At 70.8% G+C, this 18,919-nt stretch carries 18 protein-coding genes and 1 tRNA gene; 4 read left to right on the plus strand and 15 right to left on the minus strand.

Going from position 1 to position 18,919, the window contains the following annotated elements:
- Positions 1–14: 14 nt before the first annotated feature.
- The 4 genes from ABZV00_RS25810 to ABZV00_RS25825 are packed head-to-tail and all read right to left on the minus strand — an operon-like array spanning position 15 to position 3,272.
- Positions 15–641 (minus strand): response regulator transcription factor, encoded by a 627-nt coding sequence (locus ABZV00_RS25810; protein ID WP_355610365.1) that lies wholly within the window; start codon positions 639–641, stop codon positions 15–17.
- A complete protein-coding gene (locus ABZV00_RS25815; RefSeq protein WP_355610367.1) occupies positions 638–1,888 on the minus strand; it encodes a histidine kinase in 1,251 nt (416 codons plus the stop codon). The genes ABZV00_RS25810 and ABZV00_RS25815 overlap by 4 nt, the downstream gene beginning before the upstream one ends.
- A 5-nt stretch (positions 1,889–1,893) precedes the next feature.
- Entirely contained in the window at positions 1,894–2,346 is a 453-nt protein-coding gene (locus tag ABZV00_RS25820) for an ABA4-like family protein (RefSeq protein ID WP_355610369.1), read from the minus strand.
- Positions 2,343–3,272 carry a hypothetical protein gene (locus ABZV00_RS25825; RefSeq protein WP_355610371.1) on the minus strand — a complete coding sequence of 310 codons (930 nt, stop codon included), beginning with the start codon at positions 3,270–3,272 and terminating at the stop codon, positions 2,343–2,345. The genes ABZV00_RS25820 and ABZV00_RS25825 overlap by 4 nt, the downstream gene beginning before the upstream one ends.
- 168 nt (positions 3,273–3,440) lie before the next feature.
- On the opposite strand from ABZV00_RS25825, the gene ABZV00_RS25830 reads away from it, so the two are divergent.
- Positions 3,441–4,187, plus strand: a complete 747-nt coding sequence (locus ABZV00_RS25830; RefSeq protein ID WP_355610373.1) for a glyoxalase — start codon at positions 3,441–3,443, stop codon at positions 4,185–4,187.
- Between the two features lie 189 nt (positions 4,188–4,376).
- Here ABZV00_RS25830 and ABZV00_RS25835 read toward each other — a convergent pair whose 3' ends face one another.
- Positions 4,377–5,489 carry an RNA-guided endonuclease TnpB family protein gene (locus ABZV00_RS25835; RefSeq protein ID WP_355610374.1) on the minus strand — a complete coding sequence of 371 codons (1,113 nt, stop codon included), beginning with the start codon at positions 5,487–5,489 and terminating at the stop codon, positions 4,377–4,379.
- Between the two features lie 146 nt (positions 5,490–5,635).
- On the opposite strand from ABZV00_RS25835, the gene ABZV00_RS25840 reads away from it, so the two are divergent.
- Positions 5,636–6,361, plus strand: a complete 726-nt coding sequence (locus ABZV00_RS25840; protein WP_355610376.1) for a hypothetical protein — start codon at positions 5,636–5,638, stop codon at positions 6,359–6,361.
- 13 nt (positions 6,362–6,374) lie between these two features.
- Here the strand turns inward: ABZV00_RS25840 and ABZV00_RS25845 are convergent, their stop codons facing one another.
- Complete coding sequence (locus ABZV00_RS25845) at positions 6,375–7,340, minus strand: WYL domain-containing protein (RefSeq protein ID WP_355610378.1); 966 nt, start codon at positions 7,338–7,340, stop codon at positions 6,375–6,377.
- A gap of 73 nt (positions 7,341–7,413) precedes the next feature.
- On the opposite strand from ABZV00_RS25845, the gene ABZV00_RS25850 reads away from it, so the two are divergent.
- Complete coding sequence (locus ABZV00_RS25850) at positions 7,414–8,556, plus strand: epoxide hydrolase family protein (protein ID WP_355610414.1); 1,143 nt, start codon at positions 7,414–7,416, stop codon at positions 8,554–8,556.
- 254 nt (positions 8,557–8,810) lie between these two features.
- Here ABZV00_RS25850 and ABZV00_RS25855 read toward each other — a convergent pair whose 3' ends face one another.
- The 4 genes from ABZV00_RS25855 to ABZV00_RS25870 all read right to left on the minus strand — a co-directional run bounded on the left by ABZV00_RS25855 (position 8,811) and on the right by ABZV00_RS25870 (position 13,219).
- Positions 8,811–10,340, minus strand: a complete 1,530-nt coding sequence (locus ABZV00_RS25855; RefSeq protein WP_355610380.1) for a TROVE domain-containing protein — start codon at positions 10,338–10,340, stop codon at positions 8,811–8,813.
- A gap of 552 nt (positions 10,341–10,892) precedes the next feature.
- A tRNA-OTHER gene (locus tag ABZV00_RS25860) sits at positions 10,893–10,955 on the minus strand.
- 67 nt (positions 10,956–11,022) lie between these two features.
- Complete coding sequence (locus tag ABZV00_RS25865; RefSeq protein WP_355610382.1) at positions 11,023–12,291, minus strand: MFS transporter; 1,269 nt, start codon at positions 12,289–12,291, stop codon at positions 11,023–11,025.
- A 61-nt stretch (positions 12,292–12,352) separates the two neighbouring features.
- Complete coding sequence (locus ABZV00_RS25870; RefSeq protein ID WP_355610384.1) at positions 12,353–13,219, minus strand: aldo/keto reductase; 867 nt, start codon at positions 13,217–13,219, stop codon at positions 12,353–12,355.
- A gap of 369 nt (positions 13,220–13,588) precedes the next feature.
- On the opposite strand from ABZV00_RS25870, the gene ABZV00_RS25875 reads away from it, so the two are divergent.
- The gene (locus ABZV00_RS25875) at positions 13,589–14,545 is read left to right on the plus strand and encodes a LysR family transcriptional regulator (protein ID WP_355610386.1); all 957 of its coding nucleotides are present in this window, start codon (positions 13,589–13,591) and stop codon (positions 14,543–14,545) included.
- Here ABZV00_RS25875 and ABZV00_RS25880 read toward each other — a convergent pair.
- The 5 genes from ABZV00_RS25880 to ABZV00_RS25900 are packed head-to-tail and all read right to left on the minus strand — an operon-like array spanning position 14,470 to position 18,918.
- Positions 14,470–15,708, minus strand: a complete 1,239-nt coding sequence (locus ABZV00_RS25880) for a VWA domain-containing protein (protein WP_355610388.1) — start codon at positions 15,706–15,708, stop codon at positions 14,470–14,472. The genes ABZV00_RS25875 and ABZV00_RS25880 overlap by 76 nt on opposite strands.
- Positions 15,705–16,610, minus strand: a complete 906-nt coding sequence (locus ABZV00_RS25885) for an SRPBCC domain-containing protein (RefSeq protein WP_355610390.1) — start codon at positions 16,608–16,610, stop codon at positions 15,705–15,707. The genes ABZV00_RS25880 and ABZV00_RS25885 overlap by 4 nt, the downstream gene beginning before the upstream one ends.
- Positions 16,607–17,476: a MoxR family ATPase gene (locus ABZV00_RS25890; RefSeq protein ID WP_355610392.1), complete on the minus strand. Its 870-nt coding sequence runs from the start codon at positions 17,474–17,476 to the stop codon at positions 16,607–16,609. The genes ABZV00_RS25885 and ABZV00_RS25890 overlap by 4 nt, the downstream gene beginning before the upstream one ends.
- Positions 17,473–18,048 (minus strand): nucleotidyltransferase family protein, encoded by a 576-nt coding sequence (locus tag ABZV00_RS25895; protein ID WP_355610394.1) that lies wholly within the window; start codon positions 18,046–18,048, stop codon positions 17,473–17,475. Before ABZV00_RS25895 ends, ABZV00_RS25890 begins: the two co-directional genes overlap by 4 nt.
- A gap of 3 nt (positions 18,049–18,051) precedes the next feature.
- A complete protein-coding gene (locus ABZV00_RS25900) occupies positions 18,052–18,918 on the minus strand; it encodes an XdhC family protein (protein ID WP_355610396.1) in 867 nt (288 codons plus the stop codon).
- Between the last annotated feature and the right edge of the window lies 1 nt (position 18,919).

Raw genomic sequence — 18,919 nt, forward strand, 5'->3', positions numbered from 1 at the left:
AGCGCGAACACGGGTCAGGCCCCGCGGGCGAACAGGGCAAGGCGCACCCGATTGGGACTGTCGGTCTTCGTCATCAGGTTGGTGATGTGCGTCTTGACCGTGGTGACACCGATGTGGAGCCGGTCGGCGATCTCGGTGTTGGACAGGCCCTCGGCGACGAGGTTCAACACGTCCTGTTCGCGGGCGGTCAATCCCTGCACCGGCCGCGGCGTCTCGGCACGGGCGTGCACCGCGCGCTGGACCAGGCGTTGCAGCACCTCCGGGCTGAACGGGCTGTCACCCACGGCGGCCCGGCGGATGCCGTCCAGCAGCTCGGCGGGGGGTGCGTCCTTGAGCAGAAACCCGCAGGCGCCAGCGGTCAGGGCGGGGTAGAGGTGGTCGTCGTCACCGAACGTGGTCAGCACCAGGACGCGGGTGGCGGGGCGGTCGGCGAGGATGCGGCTGGTCGCGGTGATCCCGTCGACACCGGGCATACGCAGGTCCATCACGACGACGTCGGGGACGAGTCGCGCGGCGAGCGGGATCGCGTCGCGGCCACTGTCGGCCTCCCCGACCACCTCGATGTCGGGTTGGGCATCGCAGAGCATCCGCAGGCCCGCGCGGATGAGGTGCTGGTCGTCGACCAGCAGGACGCGGATCACGCCGCCTCCGGCGCGGGCGAGGAGGCAGGTGCCTCGCGGTCCCGGGGCACCGACACGGCCGACGGTCCGGCGGTGGACGCGGCCGGCACGGCCGGGAGGACGGTACGCACCCGCCACCCCGTGTCGGTCGGACCCGCCTCCAACTGGCCGCCGAGGACCTCGACGCGTTCGCGCATGCCGGTGATGCCGTGACCGCCACCGGGCGGCACCGCCGGCACCCCACCGCGCCCGTTGTCCGACACCTCCCAGTGCACGGCCCCGTCCCGGACCGCAACCACCAGGCGTGCCAGCGCGGACGTCCCGGCGTGCTTGGCCACGTTGGTCAGCGCCTCCTGGGTCAGGCGTAGCACGGCCAGGCCGCGCACCGCGTCGAGCGAACCGATCGCCGGGTCGAACTCGGCCTCCACGGTGACGCCGGCCTGGCGGGCCCGGTCGACGGTCGCACCGAGCGCCGCTGGCAGCGCCGACGGCTCGATCGCGGTCAGCGCGGCGTCACCGCGTACCCCATCGGGGTTGCGCAGGACCGCGACCAGCCGGCGCAGCTCCGCCAGGGCGGCGGTCCCCGTGCCGTGTACGTCGTCGAACACCTGGCCCACCCGGGGGTCCAGGTCGGTGAGGACGTGCCGGGCCACGCCGACCCGCAGCACCATCGACGCCACGTGGTGCGCGACGACGTCGTGCAGCTCGCGGGCGATGGCGCTCCGCTCGTCGGCACGCGCGGCGCGGCTCTCCGACTCGTGCCGGCGCTGCTCGGCCGCAGCCCGCTCCACGGCCTGCCGGCTGAGCTCCCGGTTGGTCCGGATGACCAGACCGAGCAACAGCGGTACGCCGACCTCCGGGGTCAGCCCGACGAGGCCGGAGGCGACCCGGCCGAGCGGGTCACCGATCGAGTCGGTCAGATCGACCACGGCCAGCAGCGTGGCGGCGAGCCAGATGGTGCGTCCTCGACGCACCCGCATGGTCACTTCCAGCAACGCCCAACTGGCGCCCACCTGGTTGATCGTGAAGTCGTCGATCAACGGGATCGCGATCGCCAGCAGCCCGGCCTGCACCACCAGATTGGCCAGCGGTCGACGGTGCAATACCAGCGCCACGGCGAACGCGACCACCGCGAGGACCCACTGCGTGACCGTCGGCGTCGGCCCGGCCCGGGTGCCGAAGGCCAGGTAGCACACCCCGCTGAGGTCGAGCAGCACCATCCGCACGAGCGTGTTCCGCATGTCGAACAGCCGTCCCGCCCACCCCACGGGGGTCAGCCTAGGGGCTGCGGCGCCGGGGCGACGACCGCCGACCGTGGCCACCTGGCCCGGACCCCGAGGTAGGCGGCCAAGCCGAGCGGCCCGAGCAGGATCGTCAGCACCAGCACCGGAGCCATGACCAGCGCCGGTACCCCCCGTTCCCGGCTGTCCAGCCAGGCCCACCGCCCGACGAACAGGTCGAACGCGATCATGTGCGCCCAGCCCGCCGCCGCGCCGTCCGAGGTGCCGAGCAGATCCCGCACGCCGTCCAGGGTCGGCGACGTCACGGCCGGCAGCACCTCGCCGAAGGCCGGGATCACCAGCAGGCCGTAGATCACCACGACCGGCAGCACGATCAGCGGCGAGGAGATGATCCGGGCGGTCCACGACCAGCGCGGCAGCAGGATCATCAGCGCCCAGAACGGCGCGGCCACCGCGAACGTCAGGGTGAACAGCGTCGCGGTCATGCGGCCAGCGCCAGTTCCGGGCCGCGCCGACGAGACACCACCAGGCCGGTGGCGGTCGCGGTCACGACCATCAGAGCCGCGACGGCGGCCAGCGTGAGCGCGTCCGGACGCAGCAGCGGCTGACCGCGCAGGGCCTGCCAGGTCAACAACACCGTGAGTACGCCGTACGCCGCGCCCGCCACGACCACCAGCCGTGCCCGGGTGCGCTCGTCCAGCCGCCTGCCAAGGAACCGGCTCAGCAGGATCGCCAGGATCGGCAGCGCCTGGAGGGCGTGCAGCCCCACGAAGTGACCGATCCGCAGATCGCCACCGGTGGTGCTCCAGCCGACCAGTGGCAGCCCCGCCCCGCCGTCCGTGACCCCGACGCTGTGCGCCCCGCTGATCCCCTCGATCCCCGGATCCTGGGCGGGCAGCACCATCGGTACCGCCGCCAGCATGCCCAGCAGGGACAGGCCGAGCCCCCACCCGACCGCGCGGGCGGCGATCCGATCGGGGATCCGCCGTTGCAACACCACGATCCCGATGACGAAGTGTGCGAAGAACAGCACCATGATCGACGCACCCATCACGCCGAACAGGGCGGCGTTCAGCGGGGTCGTGTCGTTGAAGTGGCTGGTCGTACCGCGGATGACCTGCCCGACGATCACCACCATCTCGATCACCGATGTCGCGACGATGACCGTGGCCGCCCACTCGGCGATCCGGCTGCGGCGCGGCAGCAGCGACAGCATCCAGGCGAGGGTCGTGCCGTACAACACGAAGGACACGGCGAACTTGAACGGCTTGAGCCAGATCGGCACTCCGGTGAGGACGCGCGAGTCGACGAGCATCCCGACCGCGGAGACGACGGCGAGCACCGCCATGGCGTAGACGAAAACCATCAGTGGACGGTGCCAGTGTGCCGCCCGGCGCAGAGCGATAGTCATGCCTGTAGATGCTCCCGACCGAGCCCCGTGGCCGCGTCCGACCGCGAGCCCCGGTTGCGGCCGGAGGTCGGAGCACCGCCTCCTCCCTGGGTAGGAGACGAAACGACGTCATGGCCCCTCGTCTGTGCTGGCACAATGGCCGGCCTGTCTACGGGATCGGAAGTGGCCATGACGATCAACGAGGACCGCATCCAGCCCAACGAGACCATCGTGCCGCTGCTGCACTGCGTGTCGCCGGAGGCGACCCTGGCGTTCTGGCGTGCACTCGGGTTCGACGTGCACTACGAGCAGACCAAGCCGTACGTCTACCTGGCCTTCGGGTGGAGCGGTATCCACCTGCACTACGATCGCGCGCCGAGCGACCTGGACCCGACGGCGGAGACCAGCGGCGGCTGCCTGGTGATGGTCGACGAGGTCGCGGCGTACCACGCGGCGTTCACCGACGCGATGCGCCGCACCTACGGCAAGGTGCTCGCCAAGGGACTGCCCAGGATCACCCGGTACCGCGCCGGCGCGTCCCGGTTCGGCATCGTCGACCCGTCGGGCAACACCATCACCTTCATCCAGCGGGACGAGCCGGCGGTGGAGTACGGCGGTTCGAAGGAGTTGCAGGGGCTGGCCCGGGTGCTCGACAACGCCCGGATCCTGCGGGAGTTCAAGATCGACGACCGGGCGGCGTTCCGGGCACTCAACTCGGGGCTGCGCCGGCACGGCGACGACGCACCGGCGGTCGAACAGGCTTTGGCACTCGCCGGGCTGATCGAGCTGTCGGTCGCGCTGGATGAGCCCGAGCGTGTGCCCGACTGGGGGAGCCGCCTCCAGGCGCTGACGTTGACCGAGCAGGAGCGTACGCAGGTGGAGAAGGCCGTCGCCGATTCCACCGTGCTCGGGCCGTGGCTGCCCGACGCGGGCTGACGTCCGTCGGCGATGGTCGTTTCGGTCGGGTCGGCGCAGGAAATTCTCGGGCCGGACGAGGAGGTGTTGACATCCTCCACCGCCGTGAAGGGCGGGGATTCCCTCGGTCGCCCGAGGGGGTTCCTGTTTCACCGGGCCGCGCCTTCACCGCTTTCGCGGGTCGGGTCTTACCGTCCCTCCACAGGCGTTTCACCTCTCCGCCAGCCCGGCGGCGAGGATGTTGCGGGCGGCGTTGACGTCCCGGTCGTGCACGGCATCGCAGCCGGGGCACGTCCAGGCGCGAACGCCGAGGGTCATCGCGGTGTTGATCCGCCCGCACGCCGAGCAGGTCTTCGTGCTCGGGTGCCAGCGGTCGATGGCGATCACGGTCCGCCCGTACCAGGCGGCCTTGTACTCGATCATGCTGCGCAGTTGTGTCCACGCCGCGTCGGAGATGGCGCGGGCCAGACTGTGGTTGCGCAGCATGGTGCGCACACTGAGATCCTCGATCACGACCGTTTGGTTCTCGCGGACGAGTCGAGTCGACAACTTGTGCAGGTGATCCCGCCGCCGATCGGCGATGCGGGCATGGATCCGGGCCACCGCCAGACGGGCTTTGGCCCGGTTGGCGGAGTCCTTGGCCTTGCGGGCCATGGCGCGTTGCGCCTTGGCCAACTTGCGCCGGTCAACGCGCTCATGACGCGGGTTGGTGACCTTCTCCCCGGTGGACAAGGTGAGCAGACTGGTGATGCCCGCATCAACGCCCACCGCCGTGCTGAGCGGAGGAAGGGGTTCGACGGTGGGGTCTTCCACCAGCAGGGACACGAACCAGCGGCCGGCCGCGTCGCGGGACACCGTGACCGTGGACGGCTCGGCGCCGTCGGGCAGAGGCCGGGACCACACGATGGTCAGCGGGGCGTCCATCTTGGCCAGCGTGAGCTGCCCGTCACGCCAGCGGAACGCCGAGCGGGTGTACTCCGCCGACGCCCGAGACTTCCGCTTGGACTTGAACCTCGGGTAACGCGACCGCTTACCCCAAAACCCGGCGAACCCGGCTTGCAGATGCCGCAGCGCCTGCTGCAACGGCACGGAACTGACCTCATTGAGAAACGTCAGATCCTCGGTGCGCTTCCACTCGGTCAGCCACGCCGACGACTGCACATAGGTGCTGCGCTGCCCGTGCACCGCCCACGCACGGGTGCGCGCATCCAAGGCCAGGTTGTACACCTTGCGCACACACCCGAAGGTGCGGTTGAGCTGATCGGCCTGCCCTGGGGTCGGATAGAAGCGGTACTTGTACGCCCGCTTCACCACCTCACCCATACCTCACATTTTACCAGTAGTTCATGTACGTCTATCCCTGAGGGGAGGGAGCGGCGTTTCCTCCCCCGCCTGAAGGCAGGGGTATCCACGCCGCGACACCGATGATGAGCCACTAAACGTCGATACCGGCCGCCCGAGCGCGAAGGGTGGTTGCGCTGATCCTGCCGTTGCTCGGCACCGTCGCGCTGACCACCGCCTGCACCGTTGGTGAGGACCGGACCGATCCGGCCCCGTCGACCGCGCCACCGTCGACCGCGCCCGCAGCGACAGGCCAGGTGGGCCAACCGTCTCCGAGCGCGAGCACCCGGGCGACCATCCCGATGTCGGCCTTCGGTGAACTGCCACCCGAACTGCGGAAGTCCCCCCGGCGGGTGACGCCCGTCGCGGACGCCCTGCCGACGCTATGCGGCAACGAGTTCGGCACCGGAGGCCGACAGGTCACCGCGAGCGCCTCGATGACGCTCACCTACAAGAAGGCCGGGGAACCAGCCAGCAACGTGCCGCAAGGCATGATCCATCAGACCATCTTCACCTTTGACGGCGACGGCGCGTCGGCCTACATGCGACGACTCCTCGGTGCTGTTCAAGCGTGTCGCTCCTACGACCAGGGTGGAAACCCCGTCAAGGTCGAGAGCCGGGCCCTGCCCGGCGTCGGGGACGAGGCGTTGCTGCTGACCCGGAGGTGGGCCGAGGAGAGCCTGAACGGCGAACGCACCGGCCGCGACGCGTCCAGCCAGATCGCCGTGGCACGTGTCGACGGAGCAGTGACCGTGTTCCATGACCAGGGCTGGGAGGGCACCAGCGGCAACGCCGCCATCCTGGACCGGGTCGTGCGCGACGGCGTACAGACCATCGACACCTGGCAGCGGTAGCCCGGTCTTTACGCTACGAGAGAGCCGGGGACTGGATGGCGCGGTGGTACCGGTCGGCAGTCTGCCGGAGATGTTCGGCAAGCTCCGGTGCATCTTCGATACGGAAGTCGACGTCGAGAGCACCGAGGAGAAAGACCATTCCGCGGACGTTCTCAGCGCCGAAATAGAAGCGACACCTGTGCTCATCGATGGGTTCGATTCGTCCGTAGGTTGCGGCGTCCCGAGCCGCGTCCGATGTGGCCGGCGTGTGTAGCTCGACGATGGCCTGGTATGGCCAGATCTGAGCAACTCCGCGCGCGACGTACGCCGCTGCGTCGCCGCCGGGAATTTCGCGGGGCGTGAAGCGTGGCCCGGTGGAGGCCGCAGGTCGCATCCGGTCCACCCGGAAGGTGCGCCAGTCGTGGCGCTGGAGATCCCAGGCGACCAGGTACCAGCGGGGGCCCCAGGTGACGAGTTGGTGTGGCTCGGTGATCCGGGCGCTGGTGGTGCCGCCGTGGCCGGAGTAGTCGAACCGCAGAACCTGCCGGTCACGGCACGCCGTGCCGATGGCGGTGAGGACCTCGGTGTCCACCGTTGGCCGGGAGCCGGGAGGGCGGACCGTGGACAGTTGCAGGGCGTTGACCTGGTGCTGTAGCCGCGAGGGTAGGACTTGTTCGAGTTTCACGAGGGCACGTAGTGCCGTCTCGCCGATGTCAGACACGCTGCTGGACGCCGCGGTGAGCAGCGCGATGGCGATGGCGACCGCCTCGCCGTCGTCGAGGAGAAGCGGGGGAAGTTGGGCGCCGGCACCGAGCCGGTAACCGCCCGCGATGCCCTTGCTCGCGTGCACCGGATAGTCGAGATCACGCAGCTTGTCGACGTCGCGGCGGACGGTGCGGGTCGTCACTCCGAGCCGGTCGGCGAGGTCCTGGCCGGACCAGTCACGGCGGGTCTGCAGCAGTGTCAGCAGTCGGAGCAGGCGGGCGGAGGTCTCCTTCACCATTTCAGTCTGCCACGACTATAGGACCGAAGCTGTCCGCTAGTGTTGTTAGCGTTTCCGCATGAGCAAAACGATCACTCCATACCGGATCGACGTCCCCCAGTCCGACCTTGATGACCTGCGTGCCCGGCTGTCGGCCGTGCGCTGGCCGAGCGAACTGCCCGGCGTCGGCTGGAGCCGTGGCGTTCCGCTGGACTACCTGAAGGAGTTGGCCGCCTACTGGCGTACCTCCTATGACTGGCGCAAGCACGAGGCCAAGCTGAACGAGATCCCGCAGTTCACCACCGAGATCGACGGAGAGAGCGTCCACTTCCTGCACGTTCGCTCGCCCGAACCAGACGCGATGCCGCTGATCCTCACCCACGGCTGGCCGGGCTCGGTCGTGGAGTTCCTGAAAGTCGTCGGTCCGCTGACCGACCCGGCCGCGCACGGCGGCGACCCCGCAGACGCCTTCCACCTCGTCATTCCCTCGATGCCCGGGTTCGGGTTCTCCGGGCCGACCCGGCAGACCGGCTGGAACGCCGGGCGGGTAGCTGGGGCCTGGGCCGAGTTGATGAGCACGCTGGGCTACGAGCGCTACGGCGCCCAAGGCGGCGACCTGGGCGCGCTGGTCGCCCCGGAACTGGGCCGGGCCACCGACCGGGTCGTCGGCGTGCACGTCAACGCGGCCACGTTCGGGTTCATCCCGTTCGGGACGGTGTCCGACGAGGAACGGGCCACCCTCACCGACGCGGAGCAGGCCCGGCTCGGACGACTCAAGAACTTCACCGACGACGAGAGCGGCTACTTCAAGATCCAGGCCACTCGGCCGCAGACCCTGGCGTACGGCCTGCACGACTCGCCGGTCGGGCAGCTCGCCTGGATTGTCGAGAAGTTCAAGGAGTGGACCTACCCCGCGACTGACCTGCCCGAGACGGCCGTCGACCGGGACCTGATGCTCACCAACGTGATGCTCTACTGGCTCACTGGCACCGCAGGTTCAGCCGCCCACCTGTACTACGAGAACATGCACTCCAGCACCTGGCACACCACACCCGCCACCACGCCGACCGGTGTGGCCGTGTTCGCCCAGGACATCGCAATCCGCCGGTACGCCGAGCCCGGCAACAACATCACCCACTGGTCGGAGTTCGACCGTGGTGGCCACTTCGCCGCCATGGAAGCCCCCGACCTCCTGACCGCGGACGTGCGCACGTTCTTCCGCTCGTTCCGTTAGCCGGTGGGCCCGCCACTGACAGCTTGCTCGGCCGTGCTGGCAGCGTTGGTCACCGGTGCCTACTCTCGCAGCCATGGGAGCAATCAAGCCGTGGCACCTGTTCCTCCTCACCCTCTGCTGTCTCCTTCCAACCGCGGCGGTAATCGTCGGTGGAGTCTGGGCAGCGCGTCGACGCGGCACCCGTCGCTGAACGCTCGATGAGGTGAGCGGGAGGCTGATCCGGCGGCGGGGCACGTCCAGCCCCGCCGCGCGGATCAGAAGGGCCACAGGTCGCGGGATCCGGCCTCGATGAGTGGGATCATCGCGAACGCGGCGTCGGACAGGCCGCCGAAGGTGTGCCGGTTGCCAACGGTCGGCGTGTGTCCGACCCGGTACCCGGCCAGATTCCAGGTGTACACCGGCACCTCAGCGGGCACCGCTGCGGCGACGTCGGTGGCCCCGTGCCAGTGGGCCTGCTCATCGGTGAGGATGACCACCCGGTCGTGCCGGTCGTAGTGCTGCCGTACCGCCTTCTCGGTGTCGGTTCCCATGCCGTAGAAGTAGCCGCCGTCCTTGAACCGGCGCACCGCCGCCAGTACCGACTCACCCGCCACCGCCGGGAACACCCGGCTGGCATGGGAGAACGACACCACCGTTGCCGCCTGTGCCCGGGTGGCCAGCGCGAGGCCGAACACCGTGGCGGCGTCCCAGCAGCGCAGTGAGCCGTCCTTGCTGAACGAGCTCTGCATCGAACCGGAGGTGTCGATGAGGATCAGGGTCCGTCCGTCCAGGGCGGGCACGTTCACCAGGGCGTGCTGCAACGCCTTCTCCAGCGGGTACGCCCACCGCAGGCTCGGTGTCGCGTTGTACGCCGATAGGAAGCGCATCGGCAGCACGCGCGAGGCGGAGACCTCCCCCGGGTCGGAGAGCTTGGCCGCCACCGTCTCCGCGACGGCGTCGCTGACTCCGGCCTGGTCGAAGTTGCGCAGGTTACGCAGCAGCGCCAGATAGCCCATGTTCGGGATGATCGACTCCCACGCCGCGGCGTCCATCGCGCTCTGTCGCCAGCCGGCCAGAGCCTCCCACGTCATACCGGCCGCGCCCAGCTCCGCCGGATCGGTGACCTCCCTGCGCTGCGCGACCGGCAACGCCATGAGCGCGTCCCGCGCCGCCAGCATCCGAAGCGACGCCGGCAGCGGGTTGTCCCGCTGGTGCCGCCGATCCAGCGCGTGCCGGAACAGGTCACCCTGCCGGCCGTCCTTCGCGGTGGGGTGGGTCAGGTCGATGACGTCACCGAACCGCACCGGGCTGCCGACGGAGTCGTACTTGAGCAGGCTCCGCTCGGTGTACAGCCGGACCGCCGCGTCGGCGATGCCCCGCTTCACCGGCTTGGGCAACGCCCGGCCGTGGCGACCCAGCCAGTACGCCAGAGCCTCGCCCGGCTCGTCCGCACGCTGCAACGCGGCGTCCACGACCGCCCGCGACCCCGGCATCTCCGCGGCGACCTGGGCGCGGGCACCTTCCAGTGCCGCCACCACAGACGCCGAGCGCATCATCGCGCCGGAGCGCAGCCACGGCACGAAACGGGCGAACCAGTCGGGGTCAGTGACGGCGACGGCGGCGACCAGGCCCCGGAAGCGGGCATCCCGGTCGGTGGCGCCCTCGTAGAAGGTGTCCTCCCCGACCATGTTCGACACACCGAGCAGGAACAGCTCGATGCGCGGCTCACGGGTGAAGCCTGGCGCGCCCTCGGCGGTCACCGGCCGGTGTCGGCTCTTGCGCAGCTTGATGTTGAACTTGGCCATGACGTCCCCCACGTCAGTCGGCCGGGAAGGCGCCACCGCACCACACACCCGAGATCAGAATCGGCCACGGACTAGTCCGCCGTTCTGTCCGTTGAACCATCCACCCGAAGGTGTCGGGGGACTCGAACCCCCATCTGCGGAACCCTGAAGTAACCGTTGCCTGCGCACCGGGTGTGTGGTGTGGTCGCGCTTCCCGAGATCGAGGTCGGCGACGGATGGTCCTTCACCGGGGTCCGAACCCCTCCAGATGTAACCGTCACCTGCGCACCGGGAAGTGCGGTCACGACCGTAGCGGTGGCGCCGACGGTCGGGCAACGGAGTTTGCGATCTTGTGAGCGGTAGCGAGTGGTCACGCCGCACACCCGAGATCAAAATTGGACACGGTTTCGCGGGTTCGAACCGCGGGGCCCTTGCAGGGCCTGCACCATAGAAGTAGCCGTGTCCGTCGCACCGGGCGTGCGGCGTGAGCGCGCCTCCCGAGATCGAAGCGGCGACGGCGACCGGCCCTTGCGGGCCAAGGTGACCTGGGCCGCTGGTCGACGCCACCCGAAGTGGCGGTGGGATTCGAACCCACGTCTCCCCGTTGAGAGCGGAAGTAGCCGTTACCTGCGCACCGGGAGGTGCCCCACGACGGTAGGCCCGCACCCCCGAGCCAGCAAGCCGATTCCGTACGTCCACGACCCTAGACGGCCGCCGCCGGGTCCAGACGTGTTCGCTCGCCCCACCGGACGACCGCCGGGGCGGCCAGCCCGACCGCGACGAAGATTCCGCCCATCAGCAACCAGCCAGGGGCGCCCCAGGCGACGCAGAGCAGGCCCAGGATGGAGGGGGCGGCGACGTTCGCCAGGCCCGTGCCGAGCACGGAGACTCCGGTGTACTGCCCCTGGGCGTGCGGAGGCGCGAGTCGGAACTGCAACTCGAGCGAGCCCGCCGCGTGCCACAGCTCGCCGACGGTGTGCACGGCGACTCCGAGCGTCATCACCGTGACCGCGAGCCATCCGGGCATCGTCGACGTGGCGGCGATCAGGGCCATCCCGACCAGGAACGCCAACCCGGAACGGCGCATGGCTCGACCTGCCGCTGGGCTGGTGTCGATTCCCCGGCTCGCTCTGACCTGGAGCGCCGCCACGAGGGCGGTGTTGACCAGCACGGCCACCCCGATGAACCAGCGTGGCGCGTCGGTCTGCAAGATGATCCACAACGGCAGCGCGAAGACCAGTACCTGGCCCTGAATTCCCATGATGGCGTCGAGCACGGTGACTGCCATGTAGGGCTTGTCCTTCAGTGCGATCCAGCGCCCGGTCAGGTGGGGCACCGGGATCGGTGGCAGTGAGGGCAGCCGGGTGATGATGGCGGCGCATGCCACGAAACTGATGGCGTTGCCGACGACCAGGGCCAGGTAAGCCGCGCGGGTGTCCAGTTGCACCGCGGCGCCGGCGGCGAGGGCACCGCAGCATCCGGCGAGGTTGGCGACCGAACGAAGATAGGCCCGGTACTGGGCCAGGTTTGTGCCGCCGAAGCCACGCACGAGCGGGCCGCGGGACGCCCCGCCGGCTGAGTGGGCGAGCTGGGTCAGACAGATCACGACGACGAACAGCCAGAACGTGTGGACGAAGGCGAGTGTGGCCATGGTGGCGGCTCGGATGATCAGAGTCAGCAGATAGATCTCGCGCGGGCCCCGCCGATCGGCGAGGTGCCCGATCGGGATCCCGGCGAGCAGCCCGACGAGGGCCGCGACGCCCATGCCCAGGGCGACCTGCGCGAGGGGGAGTCCGACCGAGCGGGTGAAGAAGAGCACGGCGCTGGCCATGAAGATGCCACTTCCGAGCATGTTGACGAAGGTCGCGAAGGCCAGGACGCGTCGAGGGCCGTGAGTGGGGATGAGTCCTCGGGCAACGAGCCATGATCTGTTCGGCGGCGGGATGGGAATGGACGTCGTCTCTGTCGGCAAATGACGGGCCTCTCGTCGACCATCGTGGGCTCGTGGCAGGGCTGCACCCTGCCGGGCGCCGTTACTCGAGGGTCGCCAACTCGTCCGGCGACAGGCTCAGCGCACCGGCGGCCAGGTTCTCGACCAGGTGATCGGGGTTTCCGGTGCCGGGGATGGCCAGCAGGTGTGGCCCGCGGCTGAGGGTCCATGCGATCCGCACCTGTGCCGGCGTCGCGCCGTGCGTGCGTGCGATGGCCTCCACCGCCGCGTTGGCGGCCACTCCGCCGGCCTCACGTTTGTCGCCGGCGATGGCGAAGAACGGCACGAACGCGACACCCTGTTCGCCGCAGGTGCGCACGAACTGGTCGTGGATGCGGCGGGTGTCGACGCCGTACGGGTTCTGCACGCAGACCACCGGGGCGATCGCCTGCGCCTGCGCGAGGTGCTGCGGGCGAATGTTCGCCAGGCCGAGATGCCGGATGAGTCCGGCGTCACGCAGGTTGGCCAGCGCGCCGAAGTGCTCCGCGACGGAGTCCAGCCCGTGCTGGCGCAGGTTCACGACATCGAGATGGTCGCGGCCGAGCTGGCGCAGGTTCTCCTCGACCTGCCCGCGCAGCTGGTCCGGCCGGGCCAGCGGCAGCCATTCCCCCGAGGGGTCGCGGCCCGGCCCGACCTTCGTGGTGATGACCAGGTCATCGGCGTACGGCGACAGTGCCGTGTTGATCAACTCGTTCGCTGACCGGAGCGGAGTGAAGTAGAACGCCGCTGTGTCGATGTGGTTCACGCCGAGCTCGATCGCCCGGCGCAGCACGCCGATGACCCGAGCGCGGTCGCTCGCCGCGCCGCCGTTGCCCGTCAGGCGCATCGCGCCGAATCCGATCCGGTTGACGGTCAGGTCTCCGAGGGAATAGATGCCGGCGGATCTCGCAGTGATCATGTTGGTGGGCATTGGACGAACCTAGCCACCATTGCTGACCTGGGCAGTCGGTCGTCTGCCCGATACCGCTCGCGCAAGATCACTGTTAGTTTATTCATTGTGGGATGCAGTCCGACCGGCCAGTGAGGCGACCGCCCGCAGCGACCGGCCATCCACCTTCGACCCCACGATCCACCAGCGGCGGCACGCCGCCGAATGCGGAGTCAACAGGCTCAAAAAGCGCGTTCCCGCGGCCGTGGACCAGGCCTGAGACCCTGTGAAGCACCGCCACTGGTTCGGGTGAACCGACGCTGGCGGAGGGGCAGCTCAGCGGGAGATGATCGTGGTTCGTCTCGATGGAGAGCCGAACCACGCGATCGGGCGGGGAGGTGGGTGACGCCGATGACCCCGACGCAGCTGCGCGCGTACGTCGCCGTGGTCCGGCTGGGGTCCGTCAAGCAGGCCGCCGCGGAGCTTCAGGTCTCCGAGTCGGCCGTGTCACTTCACGTCGCACAACTACGCAAGGAGTTCGGGGACAAGCTGTTCACCAAGACCGCGGCGGGGCTCGCGTTCACCCCCGGCGGGCTGCGGCTGGCCAGCCGCGCGGCGGAGCTGCTGGGCCTACAGGACCGCACGATGCTTGAGGTGAGCGGCGCGAAGCGCGGCCGGCGGCTGCTGCGGGTGGCCGCGTCCAGCCTGTTCGCCGAGTTCGCCGCGCCGGGGCTGATCGAGCTGTTCGCGAAGCGGGCCGCCGACCTCGATGTCGAGTTGAGCGTGGGCGACCCGGGCGCGTTCGAGTCGCTGCTGCTGACCCGCGCCGCGGACATCGCGATCGGGCCGCAGCCGCCGGTCGTCGATCAGGCGATCGCCTGCCGGCCGATGATGAACTACCGGCTCGTGCTCGTCGCCGGCCCGGACCATCCGCTCGCCGGCGTGCCGGCGTCCCCCGGGCAGTTGCGGGAGCAGACCTGGCTGCTCGGGCCGTCGGCGGCCACCGACCTGGGTGCGGTCCCGGCGATGCTGCGTCGGCTGGCGGTGCCCGACGACCGGCAGCAGATATTCCAGAGCCACGCGGCGGCGCTGGGCGAGGCCAAGCGGGGCCGGGGCGTCTCACCGGCGCTCGCGTTCACCGTCGCGCCGGACCTCCGCGAGGGTCAACTCAAGCAGGTAGTGGGGCCGCACGCGACTGTCGAGGCGGTGTGGCACTCACAGGTGCTCGCCAACCCAGGGCCGCTGTCGGCCGCCAACGAGCTGTGGCGGTTCTCGTCGACCCCGCGGGCGATTCAGGCGATGATGCGCGGCGCGGGCGTCACCGTCGGCCACTTCAAGCCGTCGGTGCACGTGACGCTCTGGAGCTGACGGGCGGCGACCAGCAGGTCCTGGAACGTGCCGGCCGGCAGCAGCCGGTCGCAATAGGGGAGCGCGGCGGCCATGCCCGCCGCCCGAGGAGCGAAGCCAGGGGCGCCGGCACGTGGATTCAACCAGACGATCCGGTACGCGCGGCGGCGCAGCCGGGCCATCACGGCCGCCAACTCGTCGGGCGGGTCGCTGTCCCAGCCATCCGAGCCGATCACCACCACGGCCCCGCGTACGACGTCGGCGTGATGGGAGGTGAGCAGGGCGCGCAGGTTCGTGGCGATCCGGGTACCGCCGTACCGGTCGGTCACGGCGGCGCTGGCCTGCGCGACGGCCTCGGCCGCCGAGGTGTGTCGCAGCACCACCGTGAGCCGGGTCAGTCTCGTGGCGAACGCGAACACCTCCGCGTCGGCGACCACCGCGAACGCCCGCATCAGGTGCAGATACGCGGTCGCCTGCGCCCGCATCGACTCGCTGACGTCACAGAGCAGCACGACCCGGCGGGGTCGCCGCACCGGCCGCTCGCGAACGATCTCGACGGGTTCCCATCCGGTGCGCCGAGCACGGGCGATGGTCGGCCGCAGTGCGATTCGCGGTCCGGCCGAACCGACGGCGTGCCGCCTGGTGCGCCGGGTCGGCCAGCCGGCGACGGCCGCGCGCAGAGCGTCGCCGAGCATCGTGACCTGCGCGGCGTCGAGTTCGTCGAACGGCCGGTCGGCGAGCCCGGCGAGGGCGCTGGGACGACGCTCGGGCAGCCGCAGCGCGGCGTCGGCTTCCGTCGACTCGGCGACGGCCGGCGGCAGAGTGGCCCACGGCAGTCCGCCGCCGGAGCCGGTGTCGTCCGTGTCGGCGGGCACCGGCACGTACACGTCGTCGTGATCCTCCGCCGGGGGCGCGGACCGCGAGGGTGGCAGCAGGGGTGGCGGGTCCGCGAAGACCGCCGCGAAGACCCGGTCGAACGCGGCGAGATCGGAGTGCCGCCGGACCAGGCTGATCCGGGCGGTCCAGTACAGCGTGGACATCGAGTCGGGCGGGCTGGCGGCGAGCGCCCGGACGAAGTCGTCGACGTCGGTGAGCCCGGCCGGGACGCCGGCGTGCCGCAGTCGGCCGGCGAGGGCCACGGCGAACGCGGCCCGGTCGATCCCGCGCAGCAGGACCGCGCTCACCGACGCGCGACCAGCCAGGCGATCACCGCGCCGACCGCGACGAGACCCACGATCACTGGTACGAGCCGCTTGGTGATCGAACCCCCGGCGATGCTGAGCAGGTCGAGCGCCTCCGGCTCGGGGGCCGGCGTGGTCCGCGTGCCGGCGGTCGCCGACTCGACGGCCGGCGCGGCCCGGCTGGTGGCGGCCGACCGGTCGGCGGCTGAGGGCTCGGCGACCGACGGCCGGGCGGGGGAAGGCGCTGCGGGGGAGGAGTTGGCGGCCGACGGCGCTACCGGCGACGGCTGGACCGGTGCGGGCGTTACGGCAGCGGTGCCGGGCGTGGTCGCGACCGCCGCGGCGGACGCGGCCGGGACCGGCTCGGCTTCCTGCCGAGCGGCGGGCGCCGACGCGACGGGCTCGGAGTCGGACCGGGCGACGGGCACCGGCGCGGTGCCCCCGGCGACCGGCGTCGCCTGCTCGGCCGCCAGCTTGGCCTCCAGGTTGGCGACGAACTGGGCCAGCAGCTTGCCCGACACCTCCTTGATCATGCCGCTGCCGAACTGGGCCAGCTTTCCCGAGATCTTCAGGTCGGTGTCCACGCTGACCAGCGTCCGGTCGCCGTCCGGCCGCAACCGGGCGGTGACCAGCGCCGAGGCGTTCCCGGTCGACCGGGCGTCGCGGCCCTTCGCGTCGATCACCCCGTGGTACGCCGTGTCGTCCTTCTCGACGAACTGTGCCGTGCCCGCGAACTCCGAGATGACCGGCCCGACCTTGACCTTCACCCTGCCCCGGTAGAGGTCGCCGTCGACGCCGGTCAGTTGGGCGCCCGGCAGGCACGGCGCGATCCCCTCAAGGTCGGTGAGCACCGCCCAGGCCCGCTCGATCGGGACGGTGACCGCGAACTCGTTGGTGATCTTCATGGCTGACTCTCCTGGTAGGCGCCGAGCGCGGCGGCGACCACGGCGCGGTCGTCGGGGGTCTTGGCGATGGTGCCGAGGGTCCGGGGGACGTCGTCGGCGGCCAGGTCGGCGGCGCCCAGCACGGCGAGCGCGGCCACCCAGTCGATGGTCTCCGCCATCCCGGGTGACTTCTCCAACTCCAGGCCGCGTACGCCGCCGATGAACTGGACCGCCGTCTGGACCAGCGGCTCGGTCGCGCCCGGAACGGCCCGGCGGACGATCTCCACGGCCCGGGCCGGCTCTGGAAAGTCGATCCAGTGGTACAGGCAGCGGCGACGCAGCGCGTCATGCAGCTCCCGGCTGCGGTTGGAGGTGAGCACCACGATGGGCGGTGTGCGTGCGGCGAACGTGCCGAGCTCGGGGATCGTGATGCCGGCCTCGCCGAGGAACTCGAACAGCAGCGCCTCGAACTCGTCGTCGGCGCGGTCGATCTCGTCGATCAGCAGGACCGGCGGGACCGGCCCCTGATGGCGTACGGCCCGCAGGATCGGCCGTTCCTGGAGGAACTCGGCGCTGAACAGGTCCGCGTCGGTGAGCCTGGCTTGCTGCGCCTCGGCGAGCCGGATCGCCAGCAGTTGCCGCTGATAGTTCCACTCGTAGAGCGCCTCGCCGGCGGTCAGCCCCTCGTAGCACTGCAGCCGGATCAGCGGCGTCTCCAACGCTCGGGCCAGTGCCTTGGCGGCGGCGGTCTTGCCGACACCCGGCTCGCCCTCCAGCAGCAGTGGCCGGCCGAGCCGCAGCGCCAGGAACAGGGCCATCGCCATGCCGTCGTCGACCAGGTAGTCGACGGCGTCGAGGCGGTGCCGGACGCTCAGCGCGTCCTTCATGCCTCGCCCGCCAGCAGTCGCTCGTAGTCCGCGCGGGTGTCCACGTCGATCGGCACCGGCCCGTCGGCGGGCACCTCGGTCACCGGGTAGCGGCCGGAATGCAGCAGCTTCCAGACGGCCTTGTCGCCGTGCAGGTCGTACAGCTCGGGAAGGACCTCGCGGCCGAAGCGGAACGGATGGCCCAGCCCGTCGGCGTACCGGCACACGGCCAGCGGAGTAGCCGCCGTGGCGACCCGCCGGATGTCGGCGGCGCGTACCCCGGGCTGGTCACCGAGCAGCAGCACGAGCGCGTCGGCGCGCGGGTCCACCGCCCGCGCCGCACTGCTGACCGATGAGCCGCAGCCGGTGCTGAACGCCGGGTTCTCGACGACCTGACACCCGGTCAGGTCCACCTGGGCGCGGATCCCGCCCGCCGCGCCGCCCAGGGTCACGAGCAACTGGTCGAAGCCGCACGAGCGGGCCAGCTCCAGGGTCGCGTCGAGCAGCGTGCGCCCCCGGTACGGGAGCAGTTGCTTCGCCTCGCCGAGACGCACCGACGCCCCCGCGGCGAGCACCAGGCCGGTCAGGAACACGGGCTACGCCGCGGTGTAACTCGCGAGGCAGCCGGCGCAGCAGAACCAGAAGTCCTGCCCGTCGACCCGCGCGTGCGGTGTCTCCGACCCGACCAGCACGGTCATCCCGCACACCGGATCTACGGCCTGCTGCGGCCGGGCCGCCGGCGCACCCGAGGACGGGGCCAGCCCGTCCACCCGGATCGCCCGGACCACCTCACTCATGATGGACAGGGCGATCTCCTGCGGCGTACACGCCCCGATGTCCAGCCCGGCCGGTGAGTGGACACGGGCCCGTTCGGCGTCGGTCAACTCCAACTCGTCGAGCACGACCGCGCCGCGTCTGCCGCTGGCGACCAGCGCGACGAACCCCACGCCGGCGTCCAGTGCGGCCCGGATCGCCTCCTGCTCGCCCCGGCCGAGCCCAGCCACCACGACCGCCGTGCAGCCGGCGTCCTCATCGGAGGTGACGACGTCGAAGTCGAGGAACGCGGCGAGGGTCGCCACCGCGGCGCTGATCGGAGTGTCGCCGACCACCCGCAGTGCCGGCGGCGGCAGCATCGGCCGGAGGAAGACCTCGATCGCGCCGCCGGAGTGGCACGGGTTGACCACCACCCGCGCCCCCGGCGCCTCGGGGAACGGGGCAGTGCCGTCCGGCAGCACCCGCAGCAGCAGCGCGGTGCCGTCGCGCAGGGTGTCGAGCGCGGCCGCCCGCACCGAACTTTCGGCGCACACCCCGCCGACGAAGCCCTCGATCGAGCCGTCCGACCGGATCACGGCGGCGTCGCCCGGCCGTGCCGACGTGGGGTCCTGGGTGCGGACCACGGTGGCGTGCACGAACGGCTCCCGGGAGACGGTCAGCTCCCGGGCGCGCTCCGCGATGGTGGTCATG

Source organism: Micromonospora sp. NPDC005173 (assembly GCF_040608515.1).
Classification (GTDB): Bacteria; Actinomycetota; Actinomycetes; order Mycobacteriales; family Micromonosporaceae; genus Micromonospora.